Below are 15,386 nucleotides of genomic sequence, written 5' to 3'. Positions count from 1 at the left end.
AATGCTTGCTGTGGGCAAGCATTTCCGCTGAATCCACCTGAAAGCAAGCACTTCGGCAGACGCTCACCGCGCCTTGACGTAGCCGCCCTTGACGAGATCGGCCTCGATCTCGAAGCGGTTCTGCAGCGGGTCGATGCCAGCCGCGAAATACATCGGAATGAACAGCAGCCCGTAGCGTCGCCACTGCTTACGATGCACGTCTTCGTGCTCGAGCACGGTGTCGTTCAGCTCGCGATTCGACAGCACGACCCCGCCGACGCAGGTGCCGCCGCGGCCGAAAGCCCACTTCGGCAGATCGCTGACCACCGTCAGCTCGCCGTGCTTTCGAAAACTGCCGCCGAGCATCCGCCCCCACAGCTTCGCACCTGCCGTCGCAACGGCGAAGCCAGCGCCAGCCTGCACTCGCACAGCATCGCGTGCAGCCCGCCCGATCGACAGCCCGAGGCTCATCAGTTGCCCTCGAACGGAATCGGCTCGCCGCGCAGATACGACTCGGCGGCGCGAGCGGCATCCTTGGTGGCTGCGAGGCCAGCGGCTGTCGGCGCGAGCTGAGCCCGAGCGCCCTCGTAGTCGGTCAGTGCAGCACGAGCTGAGGCGAGCGACGCCTGCACCGCCAGCGGAGCATTGCGCGCGATCTGCGCTGCCACCTCGATCGCGGTCGCGAGCTGCTCGCCGTCGGCAGCAACCTGCTGCACGAGGCCGATGCGGTGCGCCTCGCGTGCGTCGAAGGTGTCGCCAGTGAGGATGTGCTGCATCGCATTGCCCCACCCGAGCCGCGAGAATCGCAGCGTCGCCCCGCCGAAGGGCATGATGCCGCGGGCGACCTCAAGCTGGGCGAACTGCGTCGACTCGGCCGCAACGACCACGTCTGATGCCAGCGCGAGCTCGATGGCCAGCGTGTATGCATAGCCCTGCAGCGCGAGCACCACCGGTTTGGCGGTCTGCTCGGTCTGCACGCCCCACGGGTCGAGCCCGCCTGCGACGGTGTCGAGCGACCCCGCGGCGAGCTTCGGCGCGATGTCGGCCAGGTCGAGCCCGGCCGAGAAGTGGTCGCCGTGCGCGTACACGACGCCGACACGAAGCTCAGCGTCGTCATGCAGCTGGCGGTAGGCGGCTGCGAGCTCTTGCAGCATCGCCTCGTTCATCGCATTGCGCTTGTCAGGGCGGTTGAGCCCGATCAGCAGAATGTGCCCGTCACGGTCGATTGTCAGGTAATTGCTCACACTGTTGTTACTCACACTGGCAACCTACCGCTGACGGGCACATCAGCGAAGGGGATTGGAGGTTTCCTACGCGGTCGTCTCTTCACCGTCGGTGATCTGCTGCGGTGCGCCGCCGTTGCCCTTGAGGGCAGCGAGGCGTGCCTCGATCTCGATCGTCTCGCCGACGTTCTCGAGCGACTCGAACTGTGCGTCGAGGCTCGACGATGCGAGCTCCTGCTGGCCGAGCACCTTCGCCTCTTCGCGACGGATCTTCTCTTCGAAGCGGCCGATCTCGCTCGTCGGGTCCATGATGTCGATCGACTTGACGGCGTCGTGCACCTGCTGCTGAGCGCTCGCGGTCTTCTGGCGGGCGATGAGCTGCGAGCGCTTGGTCTTCAGCTCGTCGAGCTTGACCTTCATCTGCTCGAGGCCGGTCTTGAGCTTCTCGACGACCTCGTTCTGCGACTGGATCGAGGGCTGAGCCGACTTGGCGTCGTTCTCCGACGCGAGCTGCTTGCCGAGCGCGACCTTCGCGAGGTTGTCGAACTTGTCGGCCTCGCCGGCGTTCGTGTCGCGCAGCTGGTCAGCGCGCTGGCTGGCTGCGAGGGCCTTGCGGCCCCAGTCCTCTGCCGCGCGAACGTCTTCGCGGTAGTCCTGCTCCTGCATGCGCAGGTTGCCGATCGTCTGCGAGATCGCTGACTCTGCGTCAGCAATCGAGTTGGTGTAGTCGCGAACGAGCTGGTCGAGCATCTTCTCGGGGTCTTCTGCCTGGTCGATGAGCGAGTTGACATTCGCGCGAACCAGCTGAGAGATGCGGCCGAAGATTGACTGCTTAGCCATTGGGGTCCCTTTCGTTGGAAGGATGTTTCAAGTGTATTGACTTGTGGTCGATGTTGAACAGATGAGAATCAGCGCCCGAAGCCGGAGAACCCGCCTCCGCCTCCTCCGCCGAAGCCTGAGAAGCCTCCTCCGCCGCCGGAGAACCCGCCGCCTCCGCCAGAGAAGCCGCCTCCGCCGCCCCGGCCGCCAGAGAAGATCGCGCCGAGCACCATGCCGGCGACCACGCCGCCGACGTCGCCGCCGCTGGTGCGTCGACGACCGCCTCCGCCCCAGTTGCCCCAGTCGTCGGTGTCGTTCTGCGCGGCCGACTGGGCCTGCTGGGCCTGCGAGGTCGCGGCACTGGCCAGACGGATGCGCTCACGAGGATCGTTCGACCGCATCGCCTCTGCGAGCGACGACTTCGCCTGCGACAGCAGCTGCCTCGGCTGGCGGCTCATCTGGTAGCGGCGCGTGTTGACGAACTTCTCGGCAGTGTCGATCTGCGAGCGTGCGAACTCGACGCGCATCTCGGCCTGGCGCACCAGCTGCTCGCGTTCGCGGCCCGACTTCAGTGCGCCTTCGACCTGGTCGGTGGCGCGGTTGATGCTCTCGAGCACAGTGACGGTGTCACGAGGAACAGCGGATGCGCGGCTCAGGTGCTCTTGCAGCATGCCGACCAGCGGGGCCTTGTTGACCGTGAGGTTCTGCGCCGCCTCGAGCTTGACGATGAGGCTCTTGGCCTCTTCGAGCTCGTCCTGGTATTGCGCGTCGAGCTCTGACAGGCGCTTGGCGTGCGCGGTGACCTCGCCCAGCAGCTCTTCGATCTCTGCCAGCGCGGTCTCGGCTGCGAACACCGGCAGCGGTGCGTCTGACATGCGACCGGCAGAGACTGCCTCGTCTGCAGTGCTGAGCGCACGGTCGAGCTCGGGCAGCGCGCGCTCGGCGTGCACGATGTTCTCTTTGATCGGGGCGATCGACTTGCCCGAGTGGGTGTCGTCTTCGCGGTCGAGCGTGACCTTCGCCGACTCGATCATCGCCGGCAGGCTGGCGCGGCGCTTCTTCAGCCCCTCGATCACCTGCGGTGCGTTCTTCTCGAGGTCGCGAAGCCGCTCGAAGTCGTCGGCGTGCTCGCCGAGCTCAGCCTGCGAGGTCTCGGCGATCTCGAGGATGCGCGCATTCCAGTCGCGCTGCTCCTGCTCGGTGTCGGGGAAGGCGTCATCGAGCTGCTGCTGCAGCGTGAATGCCTCCTGCGTGCCCTTCTTGGCCCGATTGAGTGCTTCCTGAAATTTGGCGACGGGCTCCTGGCCGAACTGTGCCAGAGCGAACTGCAGCTCCTGGTCGGACTGCCTGACCGTCTCGTCGAGGTGCACGAGGGCGATGTCGGCGCGCTTCTTCAGCTCTTCGAGCTCGGCCTCGAGGGCCTGCTGCGCCTTGCGAGCACGGTTGCGCTTGCGCACCTTCACGACGACCACGATCACGATCACGATGACGATGATCACGATGAGTGCGATGAGGATCGTCATGCCGCCCTGCTGGGCGCTCTCGCCAGGTGCCGTTGCGAGCCGGTCGGCGAACGCGACGATGGCGTCGCCTGCCTGGCCCGAGTTGCCGCTCAGGATGCCCGGCACCAGGTCGTCCTCTACGGCTGACTGGATCGTCGAGTCCGAGTTCTCGACGTCGCTGCCGACGGCGACGCCGTAGCGGCCGTCGTCGTCAGTCGCGACGACCGCGATGATGCTGTTGAAGGCGACGCCCGACTCCTGCGCGACCGTGTTGGCGAAGGTGATCGAGTCTGCGCCCTCGAACGAGTCGATGATCATCACATAGACGTTGTCGGGGCCTTCGGCGCTTGCGTTGCGAACCTCGGTCTCGACCGCGGCCACGTCGTCGAGGAGGCCAGTCGTGTCGACCACCGTCTGGCCGTCGAGAGACTCGGGCTCGGCAGCTGTCGCGGCCTGTGCTCCGAACGGCACCAGCAGCACAGCCAGCGCGGCTGTGAGGATCAGCGATCGGCGTCGGACGCGGCGAACGGCAACGTTGTGGCTCATGTGACCTCCTGCAGTCAGTCAGAGGTTACCGCCAGAACGTTGCCGTTCGCTGTCAGATTTCGCTTTCGGCGTGGAGCGTCAGTTCGCTTCTGCCGCCTCCTTGAGGCGACGCTTCACGTCGGTCAGCTCGCGACCGAGCTCGCCCGGAAGGCGCTGGCCGAAGATCTCGTAGAACTCGCTGACTCCGAGCATCTCGTCGCGCCAGCCCTCGACATCGCACGAGATGAGCTCGTCGAGCACGTCGCGGTCGATCTCGAGGCCGTCGAGGTTCAGCTCGTCAGCCGCCGGCAGGATGCCGATCGGCGTCTCGACGCCCGTGACCTCGCCTGAGACCCGCTTGGCGACCCAGTCGAGCACGCGAGCGTTCTCGCTGAATCCCGGCCACGGGAATCCGCCCTCTTCGTCGCGACGGAACCAGTTGACGTTGAAGATCTTCGGCGCCTTGTCGCCGAGCGACTCGCCCATGCGCAGCCAGTGGGCGAAGTAGTCGCCCATGTTGTAGCCGGCGAACGGCAGCATCGCGAACGGGTCGCGGCGGATCTGGCCGACGGGGCCCTCGGCGGCAGCGGTCTGCTGCGACGAGACTGTCGAGCCGACGAAGACGCCGTGCTGCCACGAGCGCGACTGCATCACGAGCGGCACGAGGCTGGGGCGACGGCCGCCGAAGATGATCGCGTCGATCGGCACGCCGGCCGGGTCGTCGTAGTCGGGTGCGATCGACGGGCACTGCATGGCGCGCACCGTGAAGCGGGCATTCGGATGCGCGGCAGGGGCATCGCCGGACGGGTCGTGCGGTTCGCCGAGCCAGTTGGTGAGGTTCTCGGGAACCTCCTTGGTCATGCCCTCCCACCAGACGTCGCCGTCTTCTGTCAGTGCGACGTTGGTGAAGATGGTGTCGCGCTCCATCATCTCCATGGCGACCGAGTTCGTCTTGACGCTCGTGCCGGGTGCGACGCCGAAGAAGCCGTACTCGGGGTTGATCGCGTAGAGGCGGCCGTCCTTGCCGGGGCGCAGCCACGCGATGTCGTCGCCGATGGTCTCGATCGTCCACTCGGGCATCGACGACTGCAGCATCGCCAGGTTGGTCTTGCCGCATGCTGACGGGAAGGCGCCGGTGATGTGCAGGGTTCGACCGGACTCGTGGCGCATGCGCAGGATGAGCATGTGCTCTGCCATCCACCCCTCGTCGCGCGCCATGGCGCTCGCGATGCGCAGGGCGAAGCACTTCTTGGCCAGCAGCGCGTTGCCGCCGTATGCCGAGCCGAAGGAGATGATCTCGCGCGTCTCGGGGAACTGCGTGATGTAGCGGTTGGGGTTGCTCGGCCATGCGACGTCAGCCTCGCCCTCGGCGAGCGGCACGCCGATCGAGTGCAGGGCCTTGACCCAGAAGTCGCCCGACTCGATCGCGGTGTGCACCTCGTCGGTGACGCGCGTCATGTACATCATGCTGGCCGCGACGTAGGGGGAGTCGGTGATCTCGACGCCCAGCTGCGAGATGGGGCCGCCGACGACGCCCATCGAGAACGGGATGACGTACATGGTGCGCCTTGCCATCGCGCCCTCGAAGAGCTCGTCCAGGGTCTCGCGCATCTCAGCGGGGTCGCGCCAGTTGTTCGTGGGGCCCGCGTCGATCTCCTGCTCGGAGCAGATGAACGTGCGGTCCTCCATGCGGGCCACGTCGTCTTTCGTCGAGCGGGCGAGGTAGCTGCCCGGACGCTTGGGAACGGGAACGATCGTGCCGGCTTCGAGCATCACATCGACGAGCTCCTGGTACTCAGCGTCGCTGCCCGTGAGGTAGCGGACCGAGGCCGGCTTCGTCTTCGCGGCGACTTCGTCGACCCAGGTGCGAACGTCGGCTGCTGCGAGTACTTCTGTGGCTGCAAAATCTGTCATGGTTACTAGTCTGGTCATGGTTACTAGTCTGGTCATGGTTTCGCGGCAATGGGTGGCAATTGTGTGTGCAAGAAGCGCATTTCTTTCATAGAATGAGGATATGACCGATCTTCCGCTGCTGGGCCAGCGCATCCGCCACTTCCGAACGAAGGCAAAACTCACCCTCGACGACGTCGCGTCGCAGGTGGGGCTCGCTGGCAGCCAGCTCTCGCTCTTCGAGAACGGACGGCGAGAGCCGCGCCTGTCGCAGCTCGACTCGATCGCAGCGGCGCTCGGCATCTCGTCGAGCGATCTGCTGGTGCGCGAGGCGCCCAGCGAGCGGGCCTCGCTCGAGCTCGAACTTGGCCGGCTGCAGGATGGTCCGGTGTACCAGCGCCTCGGACTGCCGAGTGTGCGCGCAGGCAAATCCGTAGACGACCGCGTGCTCGAGTCGCTCGTCGGGCTGCATCGCGAGCTCGACCGCAGAGCCCGCGAGACGGTGGCGACGCCCGAGCAAGCCAGGCGCGACGCGACGACGCAACGCCTCGACATGCAGGCCGCGAACAATTCCCTGCCCCATATCGATGACCTCGCGCAGGAGCAGCTGCAATCAATCGGGCACGAGAACGGCAGCCTCACCCACCGCGGCGTCACGCAGATGGCCAACAGGCTCGGCTTCGAGCTGGTCTACGTGAACGACCTCCCGCATTCGACCAGATCGGTGACCGACCTCGAGAACGGCAAGATCTACCTCCCACCCGCGTCGATCCCCGGTGGTCACGGCTTGCGCTCCATGGCGCTGCAGGCGATCGCACACCGCCTGCTCGGGCACACGAACCCGGCGACGTACAGCGAGTTCCTCAGGCAGCGGCTCGAGATCAACTACTTCGCAGCAGCCACGCTCATGCCCAAGCGCGCCGCGAGCGACTACCTGCGGCGAGCAAAGCGCGACCGCAACATCGCGGTCGAGGACTTCCGCGATGCGTTCGGCGTGACGCACGAGACCGCGGCGATGCGTCTGACGAACCTCGCGACAACCGAGCTCGACCTGACGCTGCACTTCCTGCGCGTCAGCGAAGACGGATCGATCGTGCGGGCCTACGTCAACGACGGCCTCGAGCTGCCTGCCGACGCGTACGGGGCGATCGAGGGGCAGTTCGTGTGCCGCAACTTCGCCGCGCGCCTCGCCTTCGACATGACGACGAAGGCGACCGAGTTCTACCAGTACACCGACACTCCCGAGGGCACGTTCTGGTGCTCGACGCAGACCGGCACCGGAACCGACGGCGAGTTCTCGATCACCGTCGGCGTGCCGTTCGAGTCGGCCAAGTACTTCCGCGGCTCGAACACGACGTTCCGCCGCAAATCGACGTGCCCCGACGAGAAGTGCTGCACGCGCCCCGAGCGAGACCTCGCCGGACGCTGGGACGGCTCAGCCTGGGCATCCGCCCGCATGCACCAGCACGTGCTCTCGCCCTTGCCCCGCGGCCGCTTTCCGGGGGTCGACGACGTCGAGCTCTACGAGTTCCTCGAGCGGCACACGCACGACGAGGCGCGCTGAGCGCTACCTGCCGAAGCGGTTGAGGCGCAGGCTGTTCACGACGACCATGACGCTCGAGAGCGCCATCGCCAATCCCGCAATGAGCGGTGATAGCAGGCCGAAGGCGGCGAGCGGGATTGCGAGCGTGTTGTAGGCGAACGCCCAGAACAGGTTCTGGCGAATGACCCGCAGCGTCGCGCGAGCCAGCTCGATGCCGGTGGTCGCCTGTTCGAGACCTCCTGAGACGAGCGTGATGGAGGCGGATGCGCGGGCAACGTCGGTTCCGGAGCCCATGGCGATTCCGAGGTCGGAGGCCGCGAGTGCCGCCGCGTCGTTGACGCCGTCGCCGATCATCGCGACTCGTCGGCCCTGCGCCTGCAGCTGGCGCACGTGCTCGAGCTTGTCGCCGGGCAGCGCGCCAGCGTGCACTTCGGTGATGCCGACGGCCTGGGCGATGCGGTCGGCAGCGCCAGCGTGGTCGCCGGTGATCATGATCGGCTCGATGCCGAGTCCGCGAAGACGCTCCACTGTCTGCTTCGACTCGGGTCGCACCTGGTCGTCGAGCATGAGGGTGCCGAGGTAGGCGCCGTCGTACTCGACTGCGACGAGGGTGCCGGTTGCCGCCAGGCCGTCTGTGACACCGATCCAGTCGGGCTTGCCGACGCGCACCGTGTGGCCGTCGAGCATTCCGGTGAGTCCCTTGCCCGAGACGTTCTTCACGTCATCGCCAGCGACTACCGGCACACCGGCCTGCTCTGCGGCGTCGAGGATCGCCCTCGAAATCGGGTGCTCGCTACCTGATTCGAGGGCTCCGGCGATGCGCAGCACGTCGCGCCGGTCGACGTAGTCTTCGACGAACCAGCTCACCACGCGCATCCGCCCGGCTGTCAGGGTGCCGGTCTTGTCGAGGATCGCGACGTCGACGCGGCGGGCTGTCTCGAGCACAGTCGCATCGCGCAGCAGCAGGCCGAGCTCGCTGCCGCGGGTCGTGCCGACGAGAATCGCGGTCGGTGTCGCGAGGCCGAGCGCGCAGGGGCAGGCGATGATCAGGGTCGCGACCGCGGCCGACAGCGCCGAGCCCCAGTCGCCGGTGAAGAGCACCCAGCCGATCAGTGTGAGCAGCGAGATGACCAGCACCGCCGGCACGAAGAATGACGAGATGCGGTCGGCGAGTCTCTGGGCACCGGTCTTGCCGCTCTGAGCGGTGCGCAGCATGCCAGCGATCTGCGCGAGTTCGGTGTCTGACCCGACTCGAGTCGCTCTGACGGTGAGCATGCCGTCGCCATTGATGGTGCCGCCGATGACTTCGCTGCCGACGACGGCTTCGAGAGGCATGGATTCGCCCGTGACGAGGGATGCGTCGATGGTAGAGGCGCCAGAGGCGACCACGCCGTCTGCCGCGATCTTCTCGCCGGGAACGACGCGGATTACGTCGTCGACCTCGAGCAGTTCGACAGGCACGCGCTCGTCGCCGCCTGCGGTCAGCCGTGTGGCCTCTTTGGCGCCGAGTCGAGCGAGTGCGTCGAGTGCGTCGAGCTGGGAGTCCTTCGCGCGCGATTCGATCCAGCGGCCGAGCAGCAGGAATGCGGTGACGGCCGCGGCGACCTCGAAATACAGCTCGTGGTGTCCGGAGCCGAACAGCGACATCTGCATCTTCATGCCGATCTCACCCGCGCCGCCGAACAGCAGCGCCCAAGTTGACCACAGCATCGCGCTCAGTGTGCCGAGCGAGATCAGCGTGTCCATCGTCGTCGCGCCGTGGCGGGCGCTGACGAACGCAGCCTTGTGGAACGGGAAGGCGCACCATGCGACGACTGGAAGCGTCATGGCGAACACGATCCACTGCCACGCCGGAAACTGCAGCGTCGGCACCATCGACAGCACCATCACCGGCACTGCGAGCGATGCGGCGACGATGAGTCGGATGAACGGCAGGCGGCTGCGTGGAGGTCTGTCTGACCCAGCCGGCGCGGCAGAATAGCCTGTCGACTCGATTACCGAGATGGCGTCTTCGGCAGTCAGGCTGTCGGCAAGGGTGAGCGTGGCAGACTCGGTCGCGTAGTTGACCTCGGCGCTGATGCCGTCGACCTTGTTGAGCTTCCGCTCGATTCTGGAGGCACAGGACGCGCAGGTCATGCCCTGCACGTCGAGATCAACTTGCGACACGGCAGCCTACTTCAGGACGGTGCGGTAGCCGGCCTCGACGACTGCGGCCTCGAGTGCTGCGCCGTCGACGGGGGCATCGGACTGCACGAAGACGGTCGACTGGCCACCGGGAACGAGCGAGACGGTGACGTTGCCGACGCCTTCGACGCCGCCGACCTCAGTGATGATGCTGTCGACGCAGTGGCTGCACGTCATGCCTTCAACGGTGAGTTCGGTGACCTGACGCGCATCTGCCGATGCCTCGCCACCGCCGCCGCAGCACGAGCCGCCGCAGCATCCGCTTGCCTGGGTGTCGTCTATCAGCTCGGGCGTCGTGATCTCGATGTTCTGCTTCATGGGATTCCTCTCGGTTCGTTGGGTCGTGTCAGGATTTCAGCAGCCGCGAGATCGCTGCTGAGGCCTCTTCGAGCTTCGCATCGGCAACGGTGCCGCCTTCTGTCGCGGCCTCTGCGACACAGTGGCGAAGGTGGTCGTCGACGAGCATGACCGCTACATTCTCGAGCGCACGCTTGGTTGCCGAGACCTGCGTGAGCACGTCGATGCAGTATGTGTCTTCGTCGACCATGCGCGCGATGCCGCGCACCTGCCCCTCGACGCGACGCAGTCGCTTCAGCAGGGCATCCTTGTCTTCGCTGTAACCGTGCATGTGCTCTCCTTCTTCCCGCGACTATACCCCTAGGGGGTATGCCGGGGCAAGTGTGTCGTGCAGGATTTCCAGCAGTTCGGGCGAGAATAATCGTCTATGACCCGACAGCAGCCGGTTCGCACCGCCACGACAGCTGACCGCGACCTCACCCTCGACCTTGTCAGAGTCGTCTGCGTTCTGCTGGTCGTCGTCGTGCATCTGCTGCTGGCCGGAGTCTCGCTGGGCGACGACGGCGTGCGGATCGAGAAGACGCTCGAAGAGCAGAGCTGGTTCAATGTGGTCAGCTTCGTCTTCCAGATCATGCCCGCATTCTTTCTCGTGGGCGGATTCGCGGCAATGACCGGCTGGGACTCGCTCGTCCGCAGGAATCCGGGGCAATCGTTTCGCGAGAGCGCCAGTGCGTTCGTGCGCGTACGGATCGCGCGGCTGGCACGGCCCGCGATCGCAGTCATGGCAATCTTCACGGTCGCTCTGCTTGTCGCCCGATTCATCGGGGCGCCGTCAGAGCTCGTCGACGCCGTCGCCAGCGGCGTCGGCTCACCCATGTGGTTCCTCGCCGCGTACATGATCGCGCAGACGGCGGCCCCGTGGATGATCCGAGCGCACAGGGCGAAGCCCCTGCTGACCCTTGCCGCAATCGCTCTGCTTGCTGTTGCCACCGACGCGCTCCGAATCGCTTCAGGCGTGACGCTGCTGGGGCTGCCCAACACAGCATTCGTCTGGGTCTTCGCTCAGCAGCTGGGCTTCTGGTACCGCGACGGCTGGTTCCAGCGGCGTTCGCCGCTCGCACTCATAGGACTCGTCATGATCTCGTATGCGCTCGCGATCGGGGCAGTTGCGGCTGTTCCGATGTACTCCTGGAACATGCTGGCGAACCAGTTTCCGCCGACGCTTCCGCTCATGGTGCTGGCGCTCTCACAGGGGGCGCTGCTGGCGCTCTGCAAGCGCCCGCTCACGGCGCTCATGCGCACACGCCTGGCGCAGGGCGTGGTCTTCGTCGCTGGCACTCGCCTCATGACGATCTACCTGTGGCACCTTCCGGTCATCATGGCGATCATCGGCGTGCAACTTCTGGTGCCCGACTGGCTCTCAGAGCCGGGCAGCGGGAGATGGTGGTTTGAGCGCATTCCGCTGTACCTGCTCGTACTCGGAGCGGTCTACCTGCTCTCGCTCGTGCTGGGCCGACTCGAGGCGGCACCTGCCGGACTCGCGCATCCGAGGTTCCCGGGACTGCCGGTCGCGCTGCTCGCCGTTGCCGCGTTCGTTCCGGGACCGGTGCTGATCATGGTGTTCGGACTCGACGTCGTGAACGCGACCGTGTCGCTCATCGGGTCTGCTGCTGCTCTCATTCTCGTGGCCGGACGCGCGCCCGAAGCGCATCGTCAACGTCATCAGCGTGCTTGAGTGACAGCACGATGAACGGCATGAGCCACCGACGAAGCGACGGGCGAAGGCCCCGCGAGCGCTGCGCCAGCCAGACTTGACGGCCGAGGTCTGACAGCACCGGAATCATGGTCAGTGTGAGGGCGACGGCGAGGCCAAGGCGTTCGGAGAGACGCAGCGGCCATGCCTGCAGCACGTCTTCGACGCGAGTGGTGCGAGTCAGAACGCTCGCGAGCACGAAGATCGCCAGCACTCGCGATCCCGTGGTCATGCCCTGCTCGATGCCCTGAAACCACCACACGGCAGCTGCGATGAACAGCACGAACGGCAGCACTCTCAGCGTGTCGACCAGCAGGATGCGCGGTGGCAGCCACGCGGCGACGATCGCGCTCGCAGCGACCGTGAGGCCGACTGCGAAGCTCCAGGCGCCAGCTGGCAGCAGCACGAGTGCCAGCGAGATCGCGGCGAAGGCGAGCAGCTTCAGCGTCGCCGGCAGTCGGTGCAGTGGACCTGCGCCTGTCACGAACGCGCTGATCACTCGAGGCTCTTCTCGTATGTCGCGACTACCGCATCCGCTGGCCCCTGCATCGTGATGCGGCCAGCTTCGACCAGGATCGCCTCGTCGCAGCGAGACGCGAGCTCGAGATCGTGGGTCACCAGCAGCAGGTCGGGTGCATTGTCTGCGAACAGTCGGTCTCGCACGATGCGACGGTGGCGGCCGTCGAGGAAGCTCGTGGGCTCATCGGCAATCACAAGCTCGGGCTCGCCTGCGAGGATCGCGCAGAGGGCCAGACGCTGCTGCTGCCCGCTCGAGAGCGAATGGCAGGAGTGCTCGGCGAGGTCGGTCAGCCTGTGCTCCTGCAGTGCGGATGCGGTGCGCTCGCGAATCTCTGCTCGGCTCAGGCCGCGGCCGCGAAAACTGAGCGCCACGTCTTCCTGCACCGTCGGCATGACCGGCTGGGCGCCCGGGTTCGAGAAGAGAAAGCCGATTCGCTCGGGGGCGTCGACTGACCCTTCTGATTTGATGAGCCCGCCGATGACGCGTGCGAGCGTCGACTTGCCCGAGCCGTTCTCGCCGACGACCGCGGTGCGGCGTGCGGCCAGGGTGCAGGTCGCGTCATCGAGGATCGTCACAGACCCGCGCCCGTCAGGCGACGGAGCGAAGACGGATGCGCCCTGCACACGGATCATGCAGCGGGCGTCTCTGCGGAAGTCTTCTGTGGGGCGCGTGTTCTCGCCAACTGACCGAAGGCGCGCGGGTACGCCTTCCAGAGGGCGAGTGTGACGAGGGTCGCGATGGCGATCTTCAGCGCGTCACCGGGCAGGAACACCAGGCTTGCCACTGCAGCCTCCGTGACCGTGGTGCCCGTCACGAGTGCCTGCACTGGGATGCCGAAGAGATACACGACCAGGACTCCGCCGCCGATGAGCCCCACGATGACTCGCAGCCATGTCGGACGATTCGCCCCCGTGTGCACGATGAGGCCGATGACGACTGCTCCTGCGATCCAGCCGAGCAGGTAGCCGCCGCTGGGGCCGAAGAATGCGCCGATGCCGCCGCGGCCGCCGGTCAGCAGCGGGAGTCCGGCCGCGACCATCACTTCGAACAGCAGCACGGCAGCACCGCCGCGCCAGGGTCCGAGCACTGCTCCTGCCAGCATCACGCCGAGTGTCTGAGCGGTGATCGGCACGGGGCCCAGGGGAAGTGCCGGTGGCAGCGCCAGGACTGCGATGAGGGCGGCAAAGAGCGCAATGTGCGCGATTCCTGCTGTTCGTGTGTTCACGTAAGGCCTCTCTAGGCTGAAGATCGTCGGTGGGCGTTCATTGAACGGTGTTCATTGAACACTGTTCAGCGTACTTGACCTAGCATGGGCTCATGCACATTGAGCAGGTGGTCGACGCGGCGATCGCCCAACTTGACCGTCTCGGCCTTCCCGATTTGTCGATGCGACAGGTGGCCGCCGCACTCGAAGTGCAGCCGAGCGCCCTCTACTGGCATGTCGCCAGCAAGCAGCACCTGCTCGGACTCGTTGCCGACCGCATTCTTGCCGACTGCCCCCAGCGCGTATCCGTCGTTGGACAGGTCGACAGCCTGAGGCTTGCACTGCTGGCCAGACGCGACGGCGCCGAGCTGGTCGCGTCGTCGATCGCGCTTGGGATGGGTGGGCACGGCCTGCGAGACCGTCTTCGGCGGGCCGCCGGCGAAGTGCCGGAAACACAGCGAGAGGCAGTGGTCGAGGCGTGTGCGCTGCTGTTGCTCGGCAGCACGCAGCTTGAGCAGCAGCGGTCGCAGGCAGCGGCCATTGGCGTCGAGCTGGGGGATGAACAGCCAACCGTGAGCCTGGCAGAACTGGCCCGGCTCATGCTGGTCGGCTCACGTCGGCTATAGTGAGTCCGGCGTAAAAGCCACCCCGAGCCCCCATAGCTCAGGGGATAGAGCGTCTGCCTCCGGAGCAGAAGGTCGTAGGTTCGAATCCTACTGGGGGCGCTTTGAGCGTGATTCAGGGAGTGTCAACAGCCTCTAGTTCGGCGTCGAACAGGTCAGTGTAGGTCTCGAGCGTTATCGCTGGAGAGGCGTGGCCAAGCACCTCCTGAATGGATAGGTATCTAAGCCCAGGCTAAGCGTGCGAACTGATCCCGGGCATAACCAAGGCAGCTTGAATCGCCCTGAGTTTTTAGAGGCTCCTGATCTTGGAAACGAGGATGGAGTTATGCCGAAGGAATTGGCGTCGGGGAAGCAGACGCCGTATCGCTACTCAAGCGAGGAGAAGGCCGCCGCGGTGTGAGTACCACCGAAGCGCAGCGGGTGCGAGAGCTCGAGCAGGAGAACCGTGAGCTTCGTCGCGCGAACTGAAGTGCTCAAGCGGGCCGCGTCTTTCTTCGGGGCGGAGCTCGACCGCCACTACCGGAAGTAGCCGCGTTCATCGACGCGAACAACGACGACGTCGTGGACGGTCGCCGGCTCGGAGTCGAGCTCATCTGCAGGATGCTGCAGGTGGCTCCGAGCAGCTACTACGCCGCCAAGACCCCTGCTCCGTCTGCCCGCGCCCGGCGGGATGAGGAGCTGATCCCGCAGTTGATCGCGCTCTGGGAAAGCAACTGCTGCGTCTATGGGGTCCGCAAGCTCTGGAAAGCTGCGCGCCGCACCGGGATCATGATCAGCCGAGATCAGGTCGCGAGGCTGATGCGGGCGGCAGGGATTGAGGGCGCGAGTCGGTCGAAGCGGGTCAAGACGACCAGGCCGGATCCGACGTCGGCGCGGCACCCGGATCTGGTCAGGCGGGAGTTCACCGCGACGCGGGCAGTCAATTCACGTCGGTTCGCTACGGCGAACGATTCGCGGAGATCGGCGCCACACCGTCGATCGGGACCCTCGGTGACAGCTGTGACAACGCCCTCGCCGAGACCGTGAACGGCTACTACAAGGCCGAACTCGTCCGCGGGCCTGCCCGCTCGTGGCCGTGGAAGACGGTCGAGGACCTCGAACCCGCGACGCTCGGCTGGGTGCACTGGCGCAACACCGAGCGCCTCCACGGCTACCTCGGCTACGTCCCGCCGACCGAGTTCGAGAACACGTTCTATGCTGTCCCCAACGACCGCACTCTGCTGGTCGGAATCAATTAGCGCGAGTCTCCATCAGACCCAGGGCGCTTCAAGGGGAGCGACAGGCGCGAGCTGATGTAGAGGGTCCGGTAGATAGCCTCGTGCGA

General features: G+C 66.0%; 14 protein-coding genes, 1 tRNA gene, 1 pseudogene and 1 other annotated feature. Of the genes and pseudogenes, 5 read left to right on the top strand and 11 right to left on the bottom strand.

Annotated elements, in window-relative coordinates; all coding sequences use genetic code 11:
- Positions 1 to 63: 63 nt before the first annotated feature.
- From CZ674_RS08395 to CZ674_RS08375, 5 genes are all read right to left on the bottom strand, one after another.
- Positions 64 to 450 carry a hypothetical protein gene (locus CZ674_RS08395; RefSeq protein WP_086992070.1) on the bottom strand — a complete coding sequence of 129 codons (387 nt, stop codon included), beginning with the start codon at positions 448 to 450 and terminating at the stop codon, positions 64 to 66.
- Positions 450 to 1,223 (bottom strand): crotonase/enoyl-CoA hydratase family protein, encoded by a 774-nt coding sequence (locus CZ674_RS08390; RefSeq protein ID WP_234988518.1) that lies wholly within the window; start codon positions 1,221 to 1,223, stop codon positions 450 to 452. The genes CZ674_RS08395 and CZ674_RS08390 overlap by 1 nt, the downstream gene beginning before the upstream one ends.
- 66 nt (positions 1,224 to 1,289) lie before the next feature.
- Positions 1,290 to 2,042 carry a PspA/IM30 family protein gene (locus tag CZ674_RS08385; protein ID WP_086992069.1) on the bottom strand — a complete coding sequence of 251 codons (753 nt, stop codon included), beginning with the start codon at positions 2,040 to 2,042 and terminating at the stop codon, positions 1,290 to 1,292.
- A gap of 68 nt (positions 2,043 to 2,110) precedes the next feature.
- Complete coding sequence (locus CZ674_RS14265) at positions 2,111 to 4,069, bottom strand: TPM domain-containing protein (protein WP_086992068.1); 1,959 nt, start codon at positions 4,067 to 4,069, stop codon at positions 2,111 to 2,113.
- Positions 4,070 to 4,147: 78 nt separating this feature from the next.
- Entirely contained in the window at positions 4,148 to 5,962 is a 1,815-nt protein-coding gene (locus tag CZ674_RS08375) for a phosphoenolpyruvate carboxykinase (GTP) (RefSeq protein ID WP_234988517.1), read from the bottom strand.
- A 100-nt stretch (positions 5,963 to 6,062) separates the two neighbouring features.
- On the opposite strand from CZ674_RS08375, the gene CZ674_RS08370 reads away from it, so the two are divergent.
- Positions 6,063 to 7,502, top strand: a complete 1,440-nt coding sequence (locus CZ674_RS08370) for a helix-turn-helix domain-containing protein (protein WP_086992066.1) — start codon at positions 6,063 to 6,065, stop codon at positions 7,500 to 7,502.
- A gap of 3 nt (positions 7,503 to 7,505) precedes the next feature.
- On the opposite strand, the gene CZ674_RS08365 is transcribed toward CZ674_RS08370, so the two are convergent.
- From CZ674_RS08365 to CZ674_RS08355, 3 genes are read right to left on the bottom strand one after another with little or no spacing between them, the layout of a single operon-like run.
- On the bottom strand, positions 7,506 to 9,647 hold the full coding sequence (locus CZ674_RS08365; RefSeq protein WP_234988516.1) for a heavy metal translocating P-type ATPase: 2,142 nt from the start codon (positions 9,645 to 9,647) through the stop codon (positions 7,506 to 7,508).
- A 6-nt stretch (positions 9,648 to 9,653) separates the two neighbouring features.
- Positions 9,654 to 9,983: a cation transporter gene (locus CZ674_RS14260; protein ID WP_200810071.1), complete on the bottom strand. Its 330-nt coding sequence runs from the start codon at positions 9,981 to 9,983 to the stop codon at positions 9,654 to 9,656.
- A gap of 28 nt (positions 9,984 to 10,011) precedes the next feature.
- Entirely contained in the window at positions 10,012 to 10,293 is a 282-nt protein-coding gene (locus tag CZ674_RS08355; RefSeq protein WP_086992065.1) for a metal-sensitive transcriptional regulator, read from the bottom strand.
- Between the two features lie 96 nt (positions 10,294 to 10,389).
- Here CZ674_RS08355 and CZ674_RS08350 point away from each other — a divergent pair, with 96 nt between their 5' ends.
- Positions 10,390 to 11,697 carry an acyltransferase family protein gene (locus CZ674_RS08350; RefSeq protein WP_086992064.1) on the top strand — a complete coding sequence of 436 codons (1,308 nt, stop codon included), beginning with the start codon at positions 10,390 to 10,392 and terminating at the stop codon, positions 11,695 to 11,697.
- Here CZ674_RS08350 and CZ674_RS08345 read toward each other — a convergent pair.
- The 3 genes from CZ674_RS08345 to CZ674_RS08335 are packed head-to-tail and all read right to left on the bottom strand — an operon-like array spanning position 11,639 to position 13,460.
- Positions 11,639 to 12,214 (bottom strand): energy-coupling factor transporter transmembrane component T family protein, encoded by a 576-nt coding sequence (locus CZ674_RS08345; protein WP_159456942.1) that lies wholly within the window; start codon positions 12,212 to 12,214, stop codon positions 11,639 to 11,641. The two genes, CZ674_RS08350 and CZ674_RS08345, sit on opposite strands and share 59 nt — an antisense overlap.
- A complete protein-coding gene (locus CZ674_RS08340; RefSeq protein WP_086992062.1) occupies positions 12,211 to 12,867 on the bottom strand; it encodes an energy-coupling factor ABC transporter ATP-binding protein in 657 nt (218 codons plus the stop codon). The genes CZ674_RS08345 and CZ674_RS08340 overlap by 4 nt, the downstream gene beginning before the upstream one ends.
- Positions 12,864 to 13,460, bottom strand: coding sequence for a biotin transporter BioY (locus tag CZ674_RS08335; RefSeq protein WP_234988515.1), 597 nt, complete (start codon positions 13,458 to 13,460; stop codon positions 12,864 to 12,866). The genes CZ674_RS08340 and CZ674_RS08335 overlap by 4 nt, the downstream gene beginning before the upstream one ends.
- Positions 13,461 to 13,552: 92 nt before the next feature.
- On the opposite strand from CZ674_RS08335, the gene CZ674_RS08330 reads away from it, so the two are divergent.
- The 3 genes and pseudogenes from CZ674_RS08330 to CZ674_RS08320 all read left to right on the top strand — a co-directional run.
- Positions 13,553 to 14,065, top strand: a complete 513-nt coding sequence (locus CZ674_RS08330) for a TetR family transcriptional regulator (RefSeq protein ID WP_086992060.1) — start codon at positions 13,553 to 13,555, stop codon at positions 14,063 to 14,065.
- Positions 14,066 to 14,091: 26 nt separating this feature from the next.
- Positions 14,092 to 14,164 (top strand) — tRNA-Arg (locus CZ674_RS08325).
- Between the two features lie 291 nt (positions 14,165 to 14,455).
- Positions 14,456 to 15,300: pseudogene (locus tag CZ674_RS08320) on the top strand (IS3 family transposase); the annotation flags it as partial.
- Positions 14,546 to 14,680, top strand: a sequence feature (AL1L pseudoknot). It overlaps the preceding pseudogene by 135 nt.
- Positions 15,301 to 15,386 lie beyond the last annotated feature (86 nt).

Origin of the sequence: Agrococcus casei LMG 22410 (assembly GCF_900163565.1) — a bacterium.
Taxonomy (GTDB): Bacteria; Actinomycetota; Actinomycetes; order Actinomycetales; family Microbacteriaceae; genus Agrococcus; species Agrococcus casei.
Note: the sequence above shows the minus strand (reverse complement) of the source record. Positions and strands in the feature narration are given on the sequence as shown.